This window comes from Salinicoccus sp. RF5 (genome assembly GCF_020786625.1).
Classification (GTDB): domain Bacteria; phylum Bacillota; class Bacilli; order Staphylococcales; family Salinicoccaceae; genus Salinicoccus.
This window is the reverse complement of record NZ_JAJGRC010000003.1, coordinates 145657-168144: the sequence shown is the minus strand read 5'-3', so window position 1 is coordinate 168144 and position 22488 is coordinate 145657. Positions and strand designations below refer to the sequence as shown.

16 protein-coding genes are annotated in these 22488 nt (G+C 40.9%); 7 read left to right on the top strand and 9 right to left on the bottom strand.

The annotated features are described in order from the left end of the window. Positions 1-29 precede the first annotated feature (29 nt). The 4 genes from LLU09_RS10060 to LLU09_RS10045 all read left to right on the top strand — a co-directional run bounded on the left by LLU09_RS10060 (position 30) and on the right by LLU09_RS10045 (position 6641). Entirely contained in the window at positions 30-539 is a 510-nt protein-coding gene (locus tag LLU09_RS10060; protein WP_228311626.1) for a cupin domain-containing protein, read from the top strand. 199 nt (positions 540-738) lie between these two features. Beyond that, positions 739-2253, top strand: coding sequence for a class I SAM-dependent DNA methyltransferase (locus LLU09_RS10055; protein WP_228311625.1), 1515 nt, complete (start codon positions 739-741; stop codon positions 2251-2253). Further along, positions 2243-3547: a restriction endonuclease subunit S gene (locus LLU09_RS10050; protein ID WP_228311624.1), complete on the top strand. Its 1305-nt coding sequence runs from the start codon at positions 2243-2245 to the stop codon at positions 3545-3547. The genes LLU09_RS10055 and LLU09_RS10050 overlap by 11 nt, the downstream gene beginning before the upstream one ends. Next, the gene (locus LLU09_RS10045; protein ID WP_228311623.1) at positions 3522-6641 is read left to right on the top strand and encodes a type I restriction endonuclease subunit R; all 3120 of its coding nucleotides are present in this window, start codon (positions 3522-3524) and stop codon (positions 6639-6641) included. The genes LLU09_RS10050 and LLU09_RS10045 overlap by 26 nt, the downstream gene beginning before the upstream one ends. A 26-nt stretch (positions 6642-6667) precedes the next feature. Here LLU09_RS10045 and LLU09_RS10040 read toward each other — a convergent pair whose 3' ends face one another. Both LLU09_RS10040 and LLU09_RS10035 read right to left on the bottom strand, forming a co-directional pair. After that, on the bottom strand, positions 6668-7633 hold the full coding sequence (locus tag LLU09_RS10040) for a bacteriophage abortive infection AbiH family protein (RefSeq protein ID WP_228311622.1): 966 nt from the start codon (positions 7631-7633) through the stop codon (positions 6668-6670). A 95-nt stretch (positions 7634-7728) separates the two neighbouring features. Next, a complete protein-coding gene (locus tag LLU09_RS10035) occupies positions 7729-9555 on the bottom strand; it encodes a DUF262 domain-containing protein (RefSeq protein ID WP_228311621.1) in 1827 nt (608 codons plus the stop codon). 223 nt (positions 9556-9778) lie between these two features. Between LLU09_RS10035 and LLU09_RS10030 the strand changes: the two genes are divergently transcribed. Continuing rightward, a complete protein-coding gene (locus tag LLU09_RS10030) occupies positions 9779-10552 on the top strand; it encodes an acetoin reductase (protein ID WP_046790385.1) in 774 nt (257 codons plus the stop codon). Between the two features lie 93 nt (positions 10553-10645). On the opposite strand, the gene LLU09_RS10025 is transcribed toward LLU09_RS10030, so the two are convergent. Then, the gene (locus tag LLU09_RS10025) at positions 10646-11647 is read right to left on the bottom strand and encodes a restriction endonuclease (RefSeq protein ID WP_228311620.1); all 1002 of its coding nucleotides are present in this window, start codon (positions 11645-11647) and stop codon (positions 10646-10648) included. Positions 11648-12025: 378 nt separating this feature from the next. After that, complete coding sequence (locus LLU09_RS10020) at positions 12026-14164, bottom strand: LTA synthase family protein (RefSeq protein WP_228311619.1); 2139 nt, start codon at positions 14162-14164, stop codon at positions 12026-12028. A gap of 660 nt (positions 14165-14824) precedes the next feature. Between LLU09_RS10020 and LLU09_RS10015 the strand changes: the two genes are divergently transcribed. Together LLU09_RS10015 and LLU09_RS10010 are read left to right on the top strand one after the other, a co-directional pair. Next, positions 14825-15646 (top strand): YihY/virulence factor BrkB family protein, encoded by an 822-nt coding sequence (locus LLU09_RS10015; protein ID WP_228311618.1) that lies wholly within the window; start codon positions 14825-14827, stop codon positions 15644-15646. Positions 15647-16006: 360 nt separating this feature from the next. Next, a complete protein-coding gene (locus LLU09_RS10010; RefSeq protein WP_228311617.1) occupies positions 16007-16510 on the top strand; it encodes a DUF1648 domain-containing protein in 504 nt (167 codons plus the stop codon). Between the two features lie 218 nt (positions 16511-16728). Here LLU09_RS10010 and LLU09_RS10005 read toward each other — a convergent pair whose 3' ends face one another. The 5 genes from LLU09_RS10005 to LLU09_RS09985 all read right to left on the bottom strand — a co-directional run bounded on the left by LLU09_RS10005 (position 16729) and on the right by LLU09_RS09985 (position 22446). Further along, on the bottom strand, positions 16729-17931 hold the full coding sequence (locus tag LLU09_RS10005) for a hypothetical protein (protein WP_228311616.1): 1203 nt from the start codon (positions 17929-17931) through the stop codon (positions 16729-16731). A 303-nt stretch (positions 17932-18234) separates the two neighbouring features. Beyond that, a complete protein-coding gene (locus tag LLU09_RS10000) occupies positions 18235-18699 on the bottom strand; it encodes a TspO/MBR family protein (protein ID WP_228311615.1) in 465 nt (154 codons plus the stop codon). 223 nt (positions 18700-18922) lie between these two features. Next, entirely contained in the window at positions 18923-20500 is a 1578-nt protein-coding gene (locus LLU09_RS09995) for a glutathione ABC transporter substrate-binding protein (RefSeq protein WP_228311614.1), read from the bottom strand. A gap of 19 nt (positions 20501-20519) precedes the next feature. Continuing rightward, the gene (locus LLU09_RS09990; protein ID WP_228311613.1) at positions 20520-21599 is read right to left on the bottom strand and encodes a M24 family metallopeptidase; all 1080 of its coding nucleotides are present in this window, start codon (positions 21597-21599) and stop codon (positions 20520-20522) included. 346 nt (positions 21600-21945) lie between these two features. Beyond that, complete coding sequence (locus LLU09_RS09985) at positions 21946-22446, bottom strand: ferritin (protein WP_228311612.1); 501 nt, start codon at positions 22444-22446, stop codon at positions 21946-21948. Positions 22447-22488: the final 42 nt, after the last annotated feature.

Here is a 22488-nt window from a genome sequence, read left to right as displayed (position 1 = left end):
TATACTAATCACTATATGGAGGGATGAAGATGAAACGTGCTGAAGACATTGAAATCATTCCAATAAAGGTCGAAAACGATGGCAAGATACCCAACCACCCCGACTTCCCCCTGCTGATCTATAAGAGCGTGTTTGAATATGGAGATGACATCCCTGCCATCCTCAACTCCAATGGCTGGTCCGGAGAATGGCTCGGCTCCATCCACCCTTTCCACCACTACCACAGCAACACTCATGAAGTGCTTGCGGTCAAGGAAGGATATGCCACACTGCAGCTTGGCGGTGAGCAAGGTGAAGTGGTAGAAACGGAGAAAGGCGATGTCATCATTCTTCCTGCCGGCTATGGACATAAGAAGATAGAGGCAAGTGACGATTATGCGAATTATGGCGCCTACCCAGGAGGTGTCAGTTTTGACATGTGCTATGGAAAACCGGAAGAACGGCCTGAGAAGGTAAAGAATATAAGGGAGGTACGGATGCCAGAATATGATCCTGTGTTTAGTCAGGATGGATTGTTGTTCAATTACTGGACAAAATAACTATTACAAAAATTGAAATATTCAAATACAAATAAAAGCTTGAAAAAGTATATTATTAAAAAAATAAATATATTCTATGGAAACAAAGATCTTTTATGATTATTGTTTTTACGTATACTAACAATTTTATACAAACTGTTAAAAAACTTCGCATAATATTGATATACTTGAATCTAGTATAAAAACGGAGGTAATAACAATGGCAACAATAGGTTACGAGGAAAAACTCTGGCAAGCGGCAGATAAGTTGAGGGGCAGCATGGATGCTGCTGAATATAAAAGCGTTGTACTTGGATTGATATTCCTGAAGTATGTATCCGATTCATTTGAAGAGAAGTATGAAGAATTGCAAGAAGATGAGTATGCTGACCCGGAGGATAAGGATGAATACATGGCTGAAAATATCTTCTGGGTGCCGAAAGAAGCACGCTGGTCCTACATAAACAGCAACTCCAAGAAACCAGAAATCGGACAGATTATAGACAAAGCCATGATTGCGATTGAGAAAGAGAATGAGTCGCTCAAAGGTGTTCTTCCGAAAGATTTTGCCCGCCCTGCACTCGACAAGGACAAGCTCGGTGGCATCATCGATCTCTTCACTTTCAAAGTAGGGGATGCGGAAAGTCGTAAACAGGATGTTCTTGGACGTGTATACGAATACTTCATCTCCAAGTTTGCCAGTGCAGAAGGTAAAAATGCCGGGGAGTTCTACACCCCGTCTTCTGTCGTTAAATTGCTCGTTGAAATGATTGAGCCCTATAAGGGTAGAATCTATGACCCGTGTTGTGGGTCAGGCGGCATGTTTGTACAGAGTGAACGTTTTATCGAAGAGCATCAAGGCCGTCTTGATGACGTCGCAATCTATGGCCAGGAGTATAATCTGACCACCTGGAAACTCGCCAAGATGAATCTCGCTATTCGAGGGATTGATAATGACCTGGGTGAGTCACATGCAGACACATTCCATAATGATCAGCATAAAGGGCTAAAAGCAGATTATATTCTGGCCAACCCACCGTTCAACGCCAGTGACTGGGGACAAGAGCGACTGCTCGATGATTATCGCTGGCAATTTGGGATTCCACCAAAAGGCAATGCCAACTATGCATGGATCCAACATATTGTTTCCAAGCTGGCACCAAGCGGCACTGCCGGGTTTGTCCTAGCGAATGGTTCTATGTCCACGAGTTCAACAGCAGAGCTGGAAATTCGCAAGAACTTGATTGAAGAGGATCTTGTCGAGTGCATTGTTACTCTACCAGGTCAGCTATTCTACTCCACGCAAATTCCTGTATGTCTCTGGTTCCTTACCAAAAATAAAGAAAAGAATGGTAAGAATGAACGGAAAAATGAAATTCTCTTCATTGATGCAAGAGATATTGGACATATGGTTTCTCGGACATTAAAAGAATTCTCCGATGAAGAAATCAACAAGGTTTCAAATGTCTTCCACGCATGGAGAGGTACAAGTGACGACAAATATGAAGACCTATCCGGATTCTGTAAAGTTGCTACGATCGATGAAGTGAGGAGTCACGAGTATATTTTGACACCTGGACGATATGTAGGGTTGGCAGATGTAGAAGAAGATAGCGAACCATTTGAACAGAAGATGGAACGCATCACTGGAGAGCTGGGAGAACAGTTTGCGAAATCCAAAGAACTTGAGGATAAAATCCGAAAGTCACTGGAGGAATTAGGATATGGTATATAAATTTCAAAATAAAATAATTGATGAAGTTTGTACTGTCACTGATTGTCTGCACAAAACTGCTCCAACAGTGGATTATCCGACAAAATATAGAATGTTAAGAACAAATAATATTCGCAATGGTAAGCTGCAAAATATAGAAAGTACAAAATCAGTGACACAAGATACTTATGAAAAATGGAGTATAAGAGGTTATTTAGAAACAAACGATGTAATTTTAACTAGAGAAGCGCCTATGGGTGAAGTCGCAATAATAAGAGATAATGACAAGTACCAATTTTTCTTAGGGCAACGTATGTTACAACTGAAAGCTAAAGAGAATATAATCATTCCAGAGTTTCTATACTATAGTTTGCAAACAAAGATGTTAAGACATCAAATTATGATTAATGAAGGTACTGGATCAGTAGTAAGTAATTTGAGAATTCCTTTACTTAAAAAAATGAATATCCCAGTCCCCTCCATTGATATTCAAAAAAAACTTACAAATATATTAATTGATATAGACAATAAAATAGAAACCAACAACAAATTAATAGCAAACCTCGAAGAACTCTCCCAAGTCCTATTCAAGCGTTGGTTTGTGGATTTCGAATTTCCCGATGAAAATGGAAACCCTTATAAATCTAGTGGGGGCGCGATGATTGATAGTCAGCACGGAAAGATTCCCTCAACCTGGAAGATAGTAGAATTAAAAGATATTGTTTCTCAAAAAAAGAACTCATTTAATCCTAAAAAGTCTTCAGAAGAAAGTGTAATACATTTTAGCTTGCCAGCTTTTGATAATGGTCAAATTCCTTCCCATGATATGACAAAAGATATTAAAAGTAATAAATGGATTATAGAAGACAACTGTATCCTTTTTTCAAAAATGAACCCAAATACTATGAGAGTGTGGCTTCCTAATCCAGAACCGGATTTTTTAAATGTTGCATCTACTGAATTTATTGTCTTAAAAAGTCCTGATGAATTAAAAAATTCTTTTATTTATGCCTTATGTAGTAGCCAGAAGTTCTCCGATTACCTTGTCTCAAATGCCACAGGATCCACAAATAGTAGACAAAGGGTTAAACCTGATAAAGCAATGGAATTTTCAATGCCCTTAAATCCTGAAATAATAGACCGTTTATCTAAAATCTTAAATCCAATGACTAAAAAGATATTACTTCTTAGAAAGGAGATACAATCCCTAACTCTATTACGTGATACTCTACTCCCTAAACTTATGTCTGGGGAAATCGAACTCCCGGACACTCTGGAGGTGACAGAAGATGCAGAGCTTCTTCAACGAGGATGACCTGGAACACCTGTCTTTGGAATGGTTTGAATCCTTGGGCTATGAAATTAAACATGGGAATGACATCGATCATACCGGCATCGCCGCAGAACGCACCAGCAATGAGGATGTGATCCTTAACCATCGGCTGGAATCCACACTCCGAAGAATCAATCCGGACGTCGCTGACAGCGCCATTAAACAAGCAGTCCATCAGATTTCTGTGGAACAGTCGCCCCGCCTGATTGAAAACAACCGGATCTTTCACGAGTATATGACCAACGGTATTGAAGTCGAACACTATAACGCCGACGGAGAAACACTCGTGGACCTCGTCTATCTCTTTGATTTCCATAATCCGGAACAGAATGACTTCCTGGCTGTAAGTCAGTTGGTGGTAAATAAAGGGGGCGTCCAGAAGATACCGGATATTGTGCTTTTCGTTAACGGATTGCCGCTCGTGGTACTGGAACTCAAAAATGCGACCAATGAGCAGGTCGGCATGTTTGAAGGCTTCAATCAGCTCCAGACCTACAAGACCACCATCCCTCAACTTTTCAACCACAATGCCTTTATGGTGACCTCGGATGGGGTGAACACCCGGTTCGGTTCATTGACGGCCGATTTTGATCGATTCATGCATTGGCGCTCACAGGATGGTCGGACGGAAGCCACTTCCAGTGTCCCAAGCCTTGAAGTCCTCATCCATGGCATGCTCAATAAGCATGTTCTTTTGGATATTCTCAAGTATTTTACGCTGTTTCAGGATAGTGGAGATGGGAAAGTGGTCAAGATCGTCGCGGCCTATCACCAGTATTATGCTGTAAATAAAGCGGTGGAAAGCACACTCAATGCATCATCAGAAACTGGGGATGGCAAAGGTGGGGTCATTTGGCATACACAAGGGTCCGGGAAAAGTTTGACCATGGTCTTTTTCAGTGGCAAATTGATTCAGGTTATGAACAACCCCACCATCGTCGTTTTGACCGATCGGAATGATCTGGACAATCAACTCTTCGGTACTTTCGCTGCCTCTAAAGGCCGTGCAGGCAAGGGCCTGCTCCGGCAGACCCCGAAGCAGGCCGAGAGCCGCAAGGAACTGATTGATCTGTTGTCTGTGGAATCCGGCGGTATTGTCTTCACCACCATGCAGAAGTTCGCACCGGAGGAAGAGGAAGCCGCCATGCGGACCCTGACCGACCGAAAAAATGTGGTGGTTCTGGCAGATGAAGCCCACCGCACCCAATATGGCTTCAGTGCAAGAATGGGGGCAAAAGGGGACGCTGTCAAATACGGTTATGCGAAATATTTGCGGGATGCCCTGCCGAACGCATCTTTCGTTGGATTCACGGGGACTCCTGTGGCCTCCACAGATAAAAATACAGAAATGGTGTTTGGCAACTATATCGATGTATATGATATGACCCAGTCCGTTAAAGATGGCTCCACTGTCAAAATCTATTATGAGAGCCGCATCATTCCATTGAATATGCCAAAAGGCCTGGATATTGATTCGGACTACGAAGACATTACCGAGGGCCAAGAGGACAGCATCAAAGATCGGCTGAAATCCAAGTGGTCTCGGGTCGAGGCGCTTGCCGGATCGGAACCCCGCCTTAAAAAAATGGCCCAGGACATCATTCAACATTTTGAAACCCGGCAGGAAGCCACAATCGGCAAAGGCATGATTGTCACGATGAGCCGTCGCATCGCAGTGAACCTGTATGATGAAATCATTCGTCAGAAACCGGAATGGCACTCGGATGATGACCATAAGGGCGTCCTCAAAGTAGTAATGACCGGCCAGTCAAGTGACCCACCAAATTTCCAACGCCATATCGGCCCCAAGAAACGCCGGGATCTGCTCGAGAAACGGATGAAGGATGTTGACGATGAACTGAAACTGGTCATCGTCCGGGACATGTGGCTGACCGGCTTTGACGTGCCGTCCCTGCATACGATGTATATTGATAAACCAATGAAGGGGCATAACCTGATGCAGGCCATTGCCCGGGTCAATCGGGTGTTCAAGGATAAGCCGGGTGGATTGATTGTCGACTACATCGGTATCGCGGACAGTCTGAAGGAAGCCCTCAAGGAGTACACGGCAGACGACCGGGATCAGACTGGCATCGATACGGATAAAGCCGTAGAACTGATGTTGATGAAGTATGATGTCATCCAGGATATGTTGTACCAGCATGACTACTCGGGTTACAGCTCAGACAGTCGTAGCACCCGTTATAAAGCTTTCAACGATACAATCAACTACATCTTGTCTCTTGGAGAAACAGAGAAAAAACGTTTCATCAATACTGTCACGGAACTCTCCAAAGCTTATGCCCTCTGCGCCACCGAACCTGATGCTCAGGCGCTAAACAAGGAGATAGCCTTCCTGAAGTCCGTGAAATCCGGACTCGTCAAACTGTTATCCCCACCGGATGGAGATAAACCTAAAAAAACACCTGCCGAAATTGATGCAGAAATCAATCAGCTGGTGTCCAAATCCGTCGTTACCGATGAAGTGGTAGATATCTATGAGTCACTGGGCCTCGAACATCCGGACCTCTCGATTCTCTCTGATGAGTTTCTGGAGGATGTCAAAGCCCTCCCACAGAAAAATGTCGCCATTGCATTGCTGGATCGGCTATTGAAAGGGAAAGTAAAGTCCCTGATGCGCACCAACGCGACCCAGTCGAAGAAGTTCTCTGAGATGCTGGACAATGCCATCAATCAATATAATAAACGATCTATCACTTCTGCCATAACAGTCGAAGAACTAATAGACATTGCAAAAAAGTTGGAAGAAGCCAGAAAAAAAGGAGAGGCACTCGGCTTAAGTGCAGATGAAATTGCATTCTACGATGCCCTCTCAAACCATGAAACTGCCAAAGCAGTCATGGGAGATGAGAAACTGAGAGCCATCGCTCACGAATTGACCAAAGCGATTAAGGAAAATATGACGATTGATTGGCATAAAAGAGAAAATGTTCAGGCCAAGATAAGAGTCACTGTTAGAAGGTTACTAAAAGAATATGGTTACCCACCTGATCTCCAACGAATGGCTGTTGAAAATGTTGTGGAACAGGCAGAACTGATGGCAAGTAACACTTAATAAAATGAGACCGTACTTAGACGGTCTCATTTTATATGAAAAGTGTCAAAATAACCTTTAAATCCACTCTTTGTTACTTTCATTTTGAATTCTTCTGTTTCCTTAGGAGACGAGTAGTCAGATAAGTACCATGTCACTTTCTTAGTATTTACGTTTTTACATATTTCATCAATATATGGCAGATCAACTTCGGCAAAAGAAAAGCCATAAGAATATATTTCTGTAATATGCTTCAGAGAGTCAAAAAAGCCCTTATGATTTTGTATACACTTATCAACATCTTTCTCTAAAATAGAATGAATTTTGTGGAAGTTTTCTTCGACAATCGGATATGTATATTCAATTGTCTTATACTTATTTCCATGACCCATAATTATATCTTCATATGTTATATGATTACCATGGATATAACTCACTTCATCAACTTCATAAATATCTTCGAGTAAAGTAGTGTAATTAAAAGTTAAAAATTCACAATTATCATTAATTAAATCCAAAAAATCATCTTTAGGTATAACATGAGAAGTATCGATTGAATTAATCCATTCTTTGAATAATCTTTTTACATGAATAAAAGCATTATAATAATTATTTGAAGCTTCTTCATATCTTTTTGGCATCCTGAATAGTTCTTCATCATCGTCTTCGTCGAATAAAATGTTCACCTCATCTAAAAAAGGATTAAAATCAACTTCTCCAAGATATTTTTCAAAATCTTGCCAATTACCACTACTAGTAATCTTACCCATGTTTTTATATTGTACATCCAATTCAGCTTCATCTATTATCTTCACAATAAACGTTGCGAGTTCCTCTCCTTCAAACTCTAATGTATCATTTTCGGAATTGTAACTACCTTCGATATCCTTAAAAATGTAGTCTCTTGAATTCACTCCATACTTATTTATTATAAAATCTCTAAAATCTTTGTAAGTAGTTTTTAAACCATGACTCAAATCAAAACCATTTCCTATTACAAAAAGTTTATCCATTAAAAATACTCCTAAAATTACTAACTAATTTATAAAACCACTTATCATCTTAACCAAATAATCATTTCTTAGCAAAAGAATCATTTTCTCAAAAGTTACGTGTCTGCATCCAGAAGATCAGGGTTCCAGATGACTTTACTAATTTCTTTATACAGTTGCTGCCGCTCGAGAAGATCATTCTTTGTGAACTCCTCGTATGGCTTGAAATTAAGGTTGTATTTTTCCATGAACTTCTTGAATGAAGGATTATTGATGTAGCAGTCCTGGTTCAAAGATCTGGCAAGCAGATTCTCACTGAAGTATTTCCGCGATTTCTCTTCATAGGTCATATCCTGGAAACTTCGGTTCTTGTCTTTAGGCAACAGTACAAGTCCACCGAACATGTTCCTGAAGGATTCGAATTCCTGCCGACTTTCAAACTCCTCTTCGTGTTTCCCCTGCATGTAATCATTGGCCCACAGGTGCTCAATATCATACGGATTCTTCTGATCACGATTGACATAGTCGACGAAACTGCTATTGATGCCGGATTCCGATTCTATGAATGCGGTCATCCGTGCAAGGATGTGAAGCATGAACCGCGCCGTATACCTATTGAGATAGAATCGGTCGAGTTCTTCGAGACCATAGTCAATCTTATGCTCGATGTAATCCTTAAAGTATGATGCAATCTCATCGAGCGATCTACGCCGAATTTCCTTAGTAATATTGAACACTGTATAGAGCACGGATGAATAGTTCATCGTACGGAAAGAAAACACCCTTCTGATAATCCATTGGTCGATGAAACGAGAGACGAGTCTTATTTTCTTTTCAATGGTCTCTTTGTCATCTTCCGGGTCGATGGCGGCAAGAATCATCTGATACTGCAAGGTGAAGTTGCGGTCAGCGTTGTAGTAGACGAACTCAAAATCCTTGTTGAAATTGGTCGCATACCTTTTTAAGATGCCATAGATTTCTGCATACTTTTCGAAGTTTACTGCAACAAAGTCTTCGAAATCCTTGCTTCTGATGAGACCAAGCCTTTCCCTGTTCTCACGCACCCATTTATGTGGTGCATCTCCGATGATTTCAAAATCCTTCTTCTCTGAATCCCGCTTCCCCACACGCATGAATTCAGCATACTGTGAACGGAGCCATGTCTTGATGAAGTCTGTATCCCCATCCTTCTCAAGATCCTTCAGGCTGAGTACCCTGTATTTCCAGAGGTCGTTGATCTTATTCCGTGTGTCATTATCCTTTATTTCCGAAAGCAGATAACCCTTCAACATCTCCACGGGCGTCAATCTTAGTCCACGGTCATTCATGGCGACGAACACTTTATGCGCATCCTGTTCGCTGTTCGCATTGATTTCAACAAGCACCACCTTCTCGATCAACCACTCGATGAAGATCAAAAGCTTTTCATCCTTCATATCATCGGGGAAGAGTGCTTCAATATCCCTGTACCGATTAGAAAGGTTGATGACGCTTTCCGTATCATTCTCCTTTTCATCATAACTCCCCTTCTCATAAAGGGATTCGAGGCAGTCCTTCCTTTCAGGTACATTGATACTGAAGGTTTTCTTGCCGAATTTTGAGGAGAATATGAGGTGGTTCAGGTCGACCTGTTGATCTAGTGATTGCTGGAGATGGTTCAGATAGATCAGCAGCAGTGTAATGGAAGACAGCCTCTGTTGGCCATCAATGATTGCCTTATCCTTTGTCATAATTACTGGACCAAGGAAATATCCTTCATAATGTTCAACATCCTCCTGTGTATGCCCTTTATCGTAATTCTCATAGAATTCATTCGTCAGGTCTTCTATCAGTTCCTGGATCTGCTTCGTCTTCCAGCTGTACTCCCGCTGGTAGTATTGGACTTTATACCGATTGTTCAACAGACTGCTTATAACAGTTGCTTCACTTGTGATATGGTTCATGCCAATATCCTCTCTTTCCTGATTTGAATTCTTTTATAGCTACTATACTTTCCTAACATTATACAATAAATTGACCACTCTAAAGAACCAGCTTGCGGCATCTATTATTTAAACCACTCGATAAGCTAGGAATCAAAATTGAATTTACATACTGTCTCTAGCATTTAATCTCTCATGATTCTGGGTAGAGAGGAGTGTAATCATAAAATGGAGGGATGTTTGAATGTCTAAAGTTGCTATTATTACCGGATCCGGTGCAGGTCTGGGCAAAGGTATCGCACAACAGCTCGCTAAGGACGGATTTAAAGTCGTGCTTCAGGACATTAACGAAGACAGCCTTAAAGAAACGGAAAAGGAATTCAAGAATGACGGTTATGAAGTGGCATCTGTTGCAGGTGATGTATCCAAGAAGGATGACCACGAAAAATTCGTTAAGACAGCAGTCGACAACTTCGGCCAATTGGATGTGTATGTGAACAATGCCGGAATAGACATCGTTGCCCCATTCCTTGAAACGACAGAAGAACAGATGAATAAAATCTTCGCAATCAATGTCAATGGTGTCATGTTTGGTACTCAAGCAGCTGCGAGACAGTTCATTGACCAAGGCAGCAAAGGCAAAGTCATCAATGCATGCAGTATTGCAGGTCATGAATCATATGAGATGCTTGGAGCATATTCGGCGACCAAGCATGCTGTGAAATCACTGACACATTCCGCTTCCAAAGAACTCGCTAAAGACAACATCACCGTCAATGCTTATTGTCCTGGTGTTGCCAAGACGGAAATGTGGGATCGTATTGATGCCGAGATGGTCAAATACAATGACGATATGGAACCAGGAGATGCCTTCAAGGAATTCTCTGGTGCCATTTCACTCGGCCGTTACCAGGAGCCGCAGGACGTTGCAAACCTCGTCAGCTTCCTAGCTTCCGAGAAGGCGGACTATATTACTGGTCAGGCAATCGTCACGGATGGCGGACTTGTATACAGGTAATAAAAAGACAAGAAAAACCTTTGGATTCATCAGATAGATGTTTCCAAAGGTTTTATTTTTGGTACTTAACTTCAATTGGTAACACTGTTTTATTCAGCCTCTTTTGAATATATCGTCAGTGAAGACAAATCCTGAGTCAACCAACATGGATGCAAATTCTGTGTCTTGGATTACCCTAATTCTTGCACCTTGCTCATCCTGTGGGATGTCTGCTTTATATTCATCAAATTTACCTGTAGTGATGAACCATTTGAAAGGCTGAAGGGATTCAAAGGTACTGTCTTCTTCATATTCATACGCAAGCAATTGTCTGATTCCCGTGTCATCAGACCTGCCAGTATGCTTTTTTGCCTGTACATATATTACTAGACCTAAACTATTGAAGGCTGCCTTTACATCTACATCTGCGATGCTACTATTCTTTTGGGACTTGGAATTTTTAGATGGTATTTCAGTCGCATCTGCACCGATGGATACCATATAGGCTTCGATTAACTTTTCAAAATGCTGATCATTTAATCGCGTGAGATAATTGTGGATGTTCTTTACGATACTCTCTCTTGTAGGAGTGAAGTCATAGACCGGGACTTTATTTCCATGGTTTATAACCATCTTTTCTATTGTATCTTTGTCCTTATCATTAAGATATAGGTTGGTTCCTCTATACTTCAACTTGGACGCTAAATCAGCTGGGACATATCGATGCCTGCTTATTCCCGTACTGATCATTCTAACCGGGACTACAAATCCTATATCTATACCTTCCGGATTATCGTAGGCGTAAGGGGACCCGGTCACTTCACAAAGATCCAGTTCACCAGATTTCGGAATCAGCACCCTATCTCCTTTATCCAACTTCAAAAACCTGTACAGGTAATTGCTTCTCCTTGCAGTCAACCAATCGTTGTTGATTTCATTGCCCAACTCTACAAAATCGTCTCTAAATTCATGTTGTTCCATTTCTTTTGCATTTCTTAAGACCCTCTCGGCTTTCTCGCCTTTCAACATGGACCAACCGATAGGAAGCAAGTTCTCTTCTTTAAGCAACTTTACCGAAGCGTTATTTTCATGACTGATACGATGCATCAAATACATAACCTACACTCCTTTTATAATTTGTATTGGAAATAATAGAAATAACTGTAATTATTCCTATCCTTCCCTAAAGACGTTTGAATCATGTAACCAAGTCTTCTTTTTTGAAATTTTTCATTTTGACTTCTTTCAATGTTTCAAAAGATATCAGATGTTCGATGCATTGAAGCGCGATATCGATTGGTTCGTCACATTCTTCAACACCGAACGCATCACATTAAAAATGGCACAGCTCATCTGAGCTGTGCCAACCATAACCGCTTCTTTTTTTTACTGTCTACTTGAATGTGTCCAGTCCATACTTTTCTGAAGGGAGCTTTTAAAAATGAATATATTGTCTTTTATGCTTCAATATTCTTATTTCAGTTTTGATCTGGTTCATTCCGGCCTACTAGGCGGATTAGAGCCTTCATAGGATGCACCACTTTCATATTCTCCCAGCTCCGGTGCATCTGTTTCATATAGTTCCATGCTCGATTCTCCACCATTTTGTTCAATCAGGCTCGTTTCTTTCTCTGGGTGTTCTTCGAGGATATCCAATTGATCACGATACAGATAATCGATTTCTTTTAATCCATCCAGAGGTTCAGGGTTATAGAAACGCAGTAGATCTTTCATCAGAATTTCGTTGGAATGGCTTAATTCTTCTCTCGCTTCGTCTCTATAACGATAAAGTTCTTCCAACTCTTCTTCGGTAAATTGATCCTGCAGTGATTCCCCTGACTCTGTATCATAGATTTCCTGTTCAAAGAAAGTATATTCAGGCGTCACTACACGTCCATTTCTGAGTGGGACGGTATTATCATGTTCTTCTGATAAAATATCCTGCCCCATAAATAAATAGCCATCTGTTTCCATGCCTAATAAATGCATTAAGGTTGGAAGCATGTCCACCTGACCACTGTATGTGTCAAACACTTCACCATTTCCAACGCCGGGAACATGCATGATGAACGGCACTCTTTGCATTTGAGTGTCATGGTATTGATTCCACTCCTCCGGATCTTCACCCACTAAAGGTGCCAATTCTGGGTTTCTCATATCGGAAATACCATAATGGTCACCATACATGACTATGATCGAATCCTCATATAAGCCGCTTGACTTCAAATAATTGAAGAATTCCTCCAACGCCTGGTCAGCATAATGTGCTGTGACGAAATAATTGTTGATTGTGTCATCCTCTGTTTGGGCAGCTGGAAACTCCACATTTTCCTCATCCAAAGGGTAAGGGAAGTGATGAGAGACGGTGAGGAACTTGGAGTAGAATGGTTGAGGCAGCTGTTCAAGGTACTCTACCGAATCATGGAAAAACAATTTATCTTTCAAGCCATATTCCATTGATCTGTCCCCGGACACATCATAGAACTCGGCATCAAAGAAGAAGTCATAGCCGAAACTTTGGTAAGTATCCGTCCTGTTCCAAAAAGAGCCGACATTTCCGTGAAACGCAGCTGAGGTATAGTCCCCATGCTGGGCTAAAATATTTGGCGCTGAATGGAATGTATTTGTGGACCCCAATGATTGAAAAACACTGCCTTGAGGTAGACCGTACAATGACAACTCACCTAAAACTTCAGCGTCTGATGACTTGCCCTGGCCAGTCTGATGGAAAAAGTTTTCAAAACTGTATGAGTCCTCATTGTCATATATACTCGAAAGAAATGGCATGACTTCGTGGGTTTGACCATATTCATCTTCCAGCTCGTAATCAATTAAAAACTGCTGCACACTTTCCAATCCAATCACAATAACATTGCGGTCCTCTGCCGCTCCAAAGTATTCTGGATTTGGCGCTGCATGGTTTTCGGCCGAAAAGTTAAACACCTTCGCTAAATCTGACTCGTCGGCACTCACGCGCATCTGGCTGTTTTGCGATGATTGGAAAACATCATAACCGGTAAAGAAATTCAAACCTAAGTATTTGACTATATAATTCCTGTCAAAAGTGCGCGTTAATAATTGAGGGCGATCAATTTCCGCCAATATCAGGTTCCCTATCAAAAGTAGGACACCCACTAATGTAACCATGGCTTTAGTACGCCTCTTATGTTCTTTCTTATCTTCAGCGAGCGGTGCCTCCCTTTTATAAAAGAACAGATAGACAAATAACATGATATCGACCCAATATAACAAGTCCCAAATCCTCATCATTTCAAATGTGGAAGCAAATAAGGCGGTGGTCACATTATTAGTACCCGATACAATATTAAATGTCAGAAAATCAGCGAATTCCCTGTAATATAGTATGTTCGAATATAATAATAAAGTCATTAAGAGTAACATTATGAACATTGCCCATTTCCTTAAACGTGGACTACTGAAAAATAGCGCGATGGACAACAATATGATACCGGTCGCAACCGGGTTGATGAACAATATGATGTGTTCGAATATACCTGATACGCCTAGACTGAATTCAATCCAGTAAGCCATGTATGTTTTCAACCAGAACAAAAAAAGGAACAGGATGAAATATCCATAGCGTTTATTCAATAATTCTTTTATGTTTGACATATTTTCACTTCCCTATTCTCTATCTTGTCTCTTAACCTCCAATGGGTTCATAAAGGTCCTATACGGATCATTCATAGTGAATTAAGATAGAGTAAAATATAAGAAAAACCCTTAAATAGGCGTGGAGGCTTTGGTGACGGGCAACAAGTGAAATTGAAATACTTTAATATCAAGAGTTGCAAAAACTTAACATCAATATATGGACAGTTACTTCATCCACTTCATTGAGGTGTTATCCCTTCTGCAGAGCCTATATTGATGATTCTTATCTTTACACTTACAGCCTCGGATTTTTACAAATCCTTTACGAACTTTATCAATACTTTTTATTATAGAACAATATGTAGTTTTTAAGCAAAAAATACTCGTCTATCAACAATGACATTTACAAATATTTAATAAAGAAAAACAATTTAGCATTAATAATTTCGTTTGTTAAAATAAGCTGGACAGTGGCTTGTCACCCATGTAACTCAAGAACACTTCCAATGGCTGATCGATTGCCAGGTGGAACTGCTGAATTAGACTGGAGTAGGCGCATAAAAAGCCGGGTATGTATAAGCAAGCTATAATCCTTGTGGTGAAGTGGTATTCATAATCACAGCTGTTGATGTTTTTCCTTTATGTTTTACGAAATGAATAGGACTGAAGGGATGTTAAATGACGATCCGGGTAAAAGGCTTTTTCAAAAAATTGGTCCACTATTCCTTAAAAGATAAAGTGTTTGATATGGCTGCACAGCTCTCTTATTTTCTGCTGCTCGCGATTTTCCCATTTTTGATTCTGATATTTACCTTACTGCGATTCTTGCCGATCTCCACCGGTTCAGTACTGGATTTTATCGCCCCCTATGCACCAGAGGGGGCGATGCAGTTGATTGAGGACAATCTTTATCAGGTGCTCGAGGTTACACGGGGAGACTTATTATCGATCAGTATGGTGGCAACGATATGGCTGTCCGCAATGGGTGCCAGTGCATTGGTACGGACATTGAACAGTGCCCACCAGGTAGAAGAGAGCAGGCCTTTCTTCAGGGCTCTTGGTGTTGCCATTCTGCTCACCATCGGCATGATTCTGGGCGTGATCATTTCTTTAATATTGATGGTGTTCGGAAGAGAAATTGGGGTGTCCATTTCTTCCCTATTAGGCGTCGACTCCACTTTCCTGCAGGACTGGAACACATTCCGTTGGACTTTCAGTTTCATTATATTAGTAGGCCTGGTTGCGGGTCTTTATTACTTTGTCCCGAATAAAAAACTGCGTTTTCTCCACATCATTCCAGGTACATTATTTGCTGTGATCGGATGGCAGCTGGCTTCGCTTGGGTTCTCATACTATGTGAGCATCGCTGATTATTCCCTCATTTACGGAAATCTTGGAACCATCGTGATTCTGCTGATCTGGCTGTATTTATCTTCCCTAATCGTTTTGCTAGGCGGTGAGATCAACGCCATCGTAAGTGATAATAAGAGTGAAACCTAGAAACTGTTATTGCCGGGTGATCAGCAAGTCAATCGAGTGTCTCAGTCATCAATTTTCATGATATATTGCATATATTTTAAGTGTTCGTTTGCATAACCAACCTTAAAACCCAGCTATCTTTCTGGAAAGATGAGCTGGGTTTCTTAACTATATTAAAAGTAATCGCCTAAACCAGTATAAAATAATATGGGGAGCGACAATGAGGCTGATTTAATTTCCAACGACCTTCCAATGATCAGTCGTTAAATGAACATTAATTTTCGAATGTAGAAAATGAAGCATATAACTTCTAGTAATAATAGGTAATTTATAAATTAAGTTCATTATTACTGATACAATGGAAACAAGTATATCAGGAGGATGATTGATATGAAAGAAAGGCCGAAACTGGAGATTCCGAAGACCATGACGGAAAAGGTCGCGAACATCATCGGCTACAGTATTTTCATCGGAGCATTAATCTATATGATCATCACATTCCCTTTCCTGCCCGCGGAAGTGCCCGCCCACTTCGGAGCGGATGGTGAAGTCAACAGATACGGATCGAAGTATGAGATGATCGTTCTCGTCGTCACACCACTGTTCCTCATTCCCGGGCTCGAGGTGCTGGAGCGATTTCCGGAAATACATAGCTATCCACGACGCATGGACGAATCCAATATTGAAGAATTCTATTTGCACAGCAGAATGCTAGCCAATTTTGGAAAGAATGGCGCGCTCATCGTATTTGCGATTATCTTCATCGAAATCATCAACTACGGGCTTATCGGCACATCCACATTCGGATCTTTTCTGCTTCCATTGATTCTTTTGTTTGCACTAGGCCCGGTAGGATGGATGATCGAGCGCAGGAAAATAAGATGATTCAGGCCAGCCCCATTTATGTGGATAATGTGCATAGGACTTAAGTGTTCGTCTGCATAACCAACCTTAAAACCCAGCTATCTTTCTGAAAAGATGAGCTGGGTTTCTTAACTATATTAAAATCAATCGTAAACCAGTATAAAATAACACCAGAATAGGGGGCTTCTAACTTAATCGCTCAACAAAAGCAGTTTCACTTTGATAGAGTACTGGCACTTTTAATAAACAGTCTCATTGTCTATCTCTTCATAATCATAAATCATAAACCCTTGGGGTGTATTTACGATCGTATATTCTACTACTGTTGTCCTTCTTCCGTTTGAGGAGATATGTTCATAATTACGGGTAACAGTCACTTCATATTCATTTGTCTCATTGTTCTTAATGTCGATGACATCTACATCATATGTCCGATGGTTGCGATAGTTACCGGAAGCCTTATTGGCTGATATTTTCTCGTAATTCGGTGATTCCTCACGTGTAAAAGTGAGTATGTCTTCCTCATCGTTGTTATAATAGTTCGTTAGATCATCGGTGTAGTTACTGATAAATGCTTTCATCCGCTCTTCTTCATCCTCACTCACATCTTCTGATTCCTGAGGTTCTCTGACAGTACTTTCTTCCGTATGGTCGGGCACTTCATCGACAGTCATCAAATCCACTATTTTTTCTCCCGATTCATTATCATGTAACCAAAACGTACCTGTAATTGTAGACTCTTCTTTATCTTCAATTACATATTCCATCAGTTGCAGACCGCTTACTGGGCCCCCTTCTGTTTCATAGACATCCACATCAGGTGCTCCCAGCGCATCCACCACTTCATCGTATGGCAGGCCGGCATAAAATTTAACATCCTCTACAATGTTTTCATCCGGATTTATATCTTCATCCGCTTGTTCGTCATTTGTTCCATATGGGAAAACTTCCGAATAGTTTACACCCAGATTTCCATAGATAACTACAGGACTACCATGGCCAGGATAAATGAAATCATATGGACCATATCGTTCCTCAACTTCACTCTGTGACATTCCTTTAGTAATGACATCTTGAGAAAATGTCAGATTTTCCGTCTTCACACTTCCTGAATCAAACAAAGCCTGCTGCACTTCGTCAGAATGAATGTCGAATGAAGTGGCAGCTGGGTTACTCGAATCATCACTGGATTCTTCTGACGACGCTGTCCCCTCTCCTTCCTTCTCACTATTTGCATCTTCTTCAGTCGGTGCTTCCGATGAGCCATTTGTTTCAGGTTGCTCATTGCTTGTTTTTTCTTCCGACGTTCTGTCATCGGCACTTTTGTCGGGGGACTCTACTGTCTCTTCTTCTGTGTTATCATCTGGTTCCACATCATTTTCATTAGGTTGGCAGCTGGTTAAAATCAATAGTGATATGGTTGAAAATATAACTAGACGCATTAAAAATCTCCTTTTACCAGAATGAGCTTTCTCTCCCTAACCCTCTTTATACTGCTCTACCCTTGAAAGTGAATATTAGTCTATTTGTAAATATTTTTAAGTTACACAATCAAATGAAACAGTTTTAAATTAGAGTAGACTCCAAATAGATGCCATCAAGATGGTTAGATTACTGCTTGTCACTCTTGATGATAGACTGTATATGTTTTATCAGTTAAAAAATAAAACGATCTCAGAGGCCCAATTGCTCCTGAGATCGTCTTTAGTTAAGAGTTAGAACTTATATCCCAGACCCACCCTTTACTATTTTGCGCGGTTCAGATACCAGCTGCCCAGTGTCAGGTAGGCTGCGAATGTTGTCCATAGTGTATACGGCAGCAGAATGATGCCGGCCAGTCTGCTTACTTTGAAGAATTTCACTAATACAGCGTACATCGTAACCCAAATCATAATACTGTTCACCAATGCCAATTGACGTTTTCTGAGACGGAAGAACAGGAACGACCAAGTGTAGTTGATCATGAGATGAACCTTGAAGAGCCTGCTTGCCTTACGGTCCCCTCTCCTTTTGACGATGGCATGAGCCAGTCCCATCGTCAGATAAAGGAAAGTCCACATGGGGGCAAAGATTTTACGTGGCGGGGCAAATGGCGGCTGCTTAAGCTTCCTGTATTGCCTTGGTGCTGATTTGGTAGATAATTTACCGACCGTTTTACCTAATATGAGTGGAGTGACAAGATGAAATACAAACTGGATGATTGGTTTCATGGTATCTCCTCGTTTCGTAATTTGATACCAAGTATATACCATATTCAGGTTAAGGTAATATTGAAGGGCCTCTAAAGAGCATAAAATATTTGTATAAATGAATAATGGAAACAGGGAGGCCCCCGCACTGAAAAAATAACTGCAGACCAGCATACTGCTGTCTGCAGTTATTTACATGAACATCTTCTTAATTTGCTAGTCTCATTCCAGTGATCCAAATATTTTATTTGATTTCAACATCATTCAGCATCATGACCCGGGATGGATGCATCCAGAATCCTTCAACATCAGGACTTATAGCAGCGACATACTCCGTATGACGGACAGGAACCAGAGGAGCTTCCTCCACTTCTATTTCTTGTGCCTGATGATACATTTCCAAACGTTCACCTTCGTCACTTTCCTGACGTGCTTCGTCAATCAGGGAATCAACCTCTTCATTCGCATAGAATGAACGGTTTCCTTCTGAGCCTCTAGCATCAGAATGGAAGAGATAATACTGGTTATAATCTCCGTCTCCTGTCATGTTGGACCATCCGAGAATGAACATATCATGCAAGCCTTCACCTGTCTGTTCAAGATACGCTCCCCACTCGACCTGTTTGATTTCCACGTTGATTCCGTATTCACTAAGCTGATCTTGGACAATCTCAGCCGTCGTTACACGGGCTTCATCATCATTGGTCCAGAATGTCGTATCGAATCCATCTTCATAACCTGCTTCATTGAGCAGCTCCTGGGCACGTTCTGGATCATGGCCATAACCTTCCAAGTCAGGATGGTAGCCAAAATTTGCTGGTCCAATCGGCCCAATGGCTTCTGTACCCACACCATTGTATACACCGTCAATGATGGCTTCCGTGTCAATTGCATAGCTAAGGGCCTGTCTTACTCGAATGTCATCAAACGGCTCTGTCTCAACATTAAAACCGATGTAATCAATCCCCAGCCCTTCGCTTCGATAAAGTTCCATGTTATCAGAGTCCTCCACCATGTCTAAGCTCTGGAAAGATATAGGCTCTGCGATATGTGCCTGACCCGTCTCAATCATGGCAAAACGGGAGCTGCTTTCTGTGACAACACGGAAAATGACTTCTTCAACCTGCATCTCCTCTCCCCAATAGTTGTCATTTTTTGAAAGGACTACTTCATTTCCTTGATCCCATGAGTCAAAAGTAAGGGGCCCAGTTCCAACAGGATCCTCAGTTAAGTTGACTTCTCCTTCACTTTCAGCCTGAATACTCGCCGGACTGATGATTCCCCCTGAATAATGGGCAAGGTTCGCAAGTAAAGGAGCGAATGGATACTCAGTTATAAGACGGACTGTGTAGTCATCAACAATCTCGACTTCTTCAATCATTTCAAATAGAGAAGCCCGTGGAGAAGCCAACTCTGGATCAAGTACACGATCGATGTTTGCTTTAACGGCATTTGCATCGAAAGGTTCCCCATCGTGAAATTCCACATCTTCCCTCAGTCGGAATTCCCACTCATTATCATTGATCCTTTCCCACTCTGTTGCTAGACCTGATTGGATTTCCATATTTTCATCCTGGACTACGAGTGTTTCGAAAATCTTATTATGGTACACATTTGCTGAAGGAATATCTGTGCCAAGGTGTGGATCTATTTGAGTGACCTCCGAATCCACAGCAATGACTAAAGTATCATCACCTGATTCGCCACCATTATTTTCACCCGCTCCTTCACCACCAGAATTTTCTTCTACATCTCCATCAGTGCAGGCACTAACTATAAATATCATAATCACTAATAATAGTAAGCTGTAGACCTTTTTCATAAGCAACCTCTCCTTTATTCTAGTTATCCAGTATCTGAAGATCCTTAGTCGACTTTGTAAAGTTTTCGTAACCATCCTCTGTAATTACCAGCAAATCTTCGATCCGTACTCCTCCCCAACCAGGAATATAGATTCCCGGCTCAACAGTTATCACCATACCAGGTTGCAACTTGGTATGATCCGTGTTTCTCATTGCTGGTTTTTCATGAATATTTAGACCAAGTGAATGGCCAAGGCTATGCCCGAAATTATCTCCATAGCCAGCTTCACGAATGATTGATCGTCCAATATCATCAAGTTCTGAACATATCTTTCCAGGTCCAATGTGTTTAAGTGTTTCTTCTATGGCGGTATGGACAATATCATAGATCTCCCGTTGCTTTTCAGAAGGCTCTCCAAGAACCACAGTTCTGGTAAAGTCGCTGAAGTACCCATTCACTACAGCACCATAGTCCATTTTGACAAATTCACCTTCGCTTATAATTCTTTTGGAAGCGCTTCCATGCGGAAGCGCAGAACGCTCGCCAGATGCAATAACATGATTTGCTTTAATACCTTCCGCACCATTTTTCTTCATAAAATATTCAAGCTCCAGTCCAATATCCTTTTCAGACATACCTGGTTTAATGAAACTTAGAATATGTTCAAATGCAAGGTCGCATAATCGAATCCCTTCACGTATATTCTCAATTTCATCCCCATCTTTTATTTGACGAATATCCATAATCATCTCATCTATGATCGGATATTCAGCCCCTTTATTGCTTTCTTCTAAAAGGCGATATGTATTGAGACTCAAATTTCCTTCAACACCGATCGCGCCTTTTGTAGAAGCTGTTTTTTGAGCAACACTTTCATCCAATAAACCACCTTCATGCTTAAGTACCTCAACTTCACTATCCACTTGTGTGTTCGCCTGCTCAAAATAGCGGAAATCTGTGAGTAATTGTACTTTGTCTTGCGTAATGATCAATGCTCCGCTTGAACCAGTAAAGTTGGAAAAATACCGGCGATTCTCAAGTGAATAAATGATAACTGTGTCAACGGCCTTTCTCTTCATGCCTTCACGTAATTTTGAAATTCTGTATTGGGTATTCATACATCACCTTTCCTGTTTAATATTGAAATGATATGTTTCACATTCATTTCTGCCTTATGACGACTTTAAAACAAATATTTCTTTCTGCCATTTTAACATTTTATGACTGTTTCTCAATGAATTATTTTAAATATTTATAATTTTCTGATTATATAAGCGACTTACTTTTCTAAAGTCCAAAAACTTTTGAGAGTATTACCTTATCAGTTGTAATGGTTGCATTCTTCTTTTAATTGATATTATCAATGATTCATTTTTGAGCTCTGTATTTTAACGATGTAAATAGGAAATTAAAAAACCTGGCAGAAATATATTCTGCCAGGTTTTACACATTCAATTGATTATTTTATTCTCCCTCAAACTTATGCTTAGCGAGCTCCCGTTCATAAATGAACAACGCATTATTATCATCCTTAATCCGTTCAAGATAGTCGATATGACGTTCGAAAGTGGACTCTTCCTCAACTTGCTCATCCAGGAACCATCTGATGAAAGATAATGTGGCATACTCTTTCTCTTCAGTCGCGATATCAGAAATGTTGTAGAAGGATTCCGTGACTTTCTTCTCCTGATCCAACCCCGCTTTGAAAGTATCCAGTATGGAATCATAGTTAGCCCTTGGAGCCGGAATTTCTTTAAAGACGGCATGAATTCCACGGTCATTCAAATAATCATAGAGTTTCATACCGTGGAAACGCTCCTCTTTGGCCTGCTGGATATAAAAGTTCGCGAAGCCATCATAACTTCTGGACTCACAATACGCGCCCATAGCCATATACTCATGTGCTGCTGCAAATTCATTGTTCATCTGATCATTCAATGCTTCTTTGAGTTTTTCCGATAACATGTTATACATGCCTCCCTTTGGGTTGCTTATTTATCATTACCC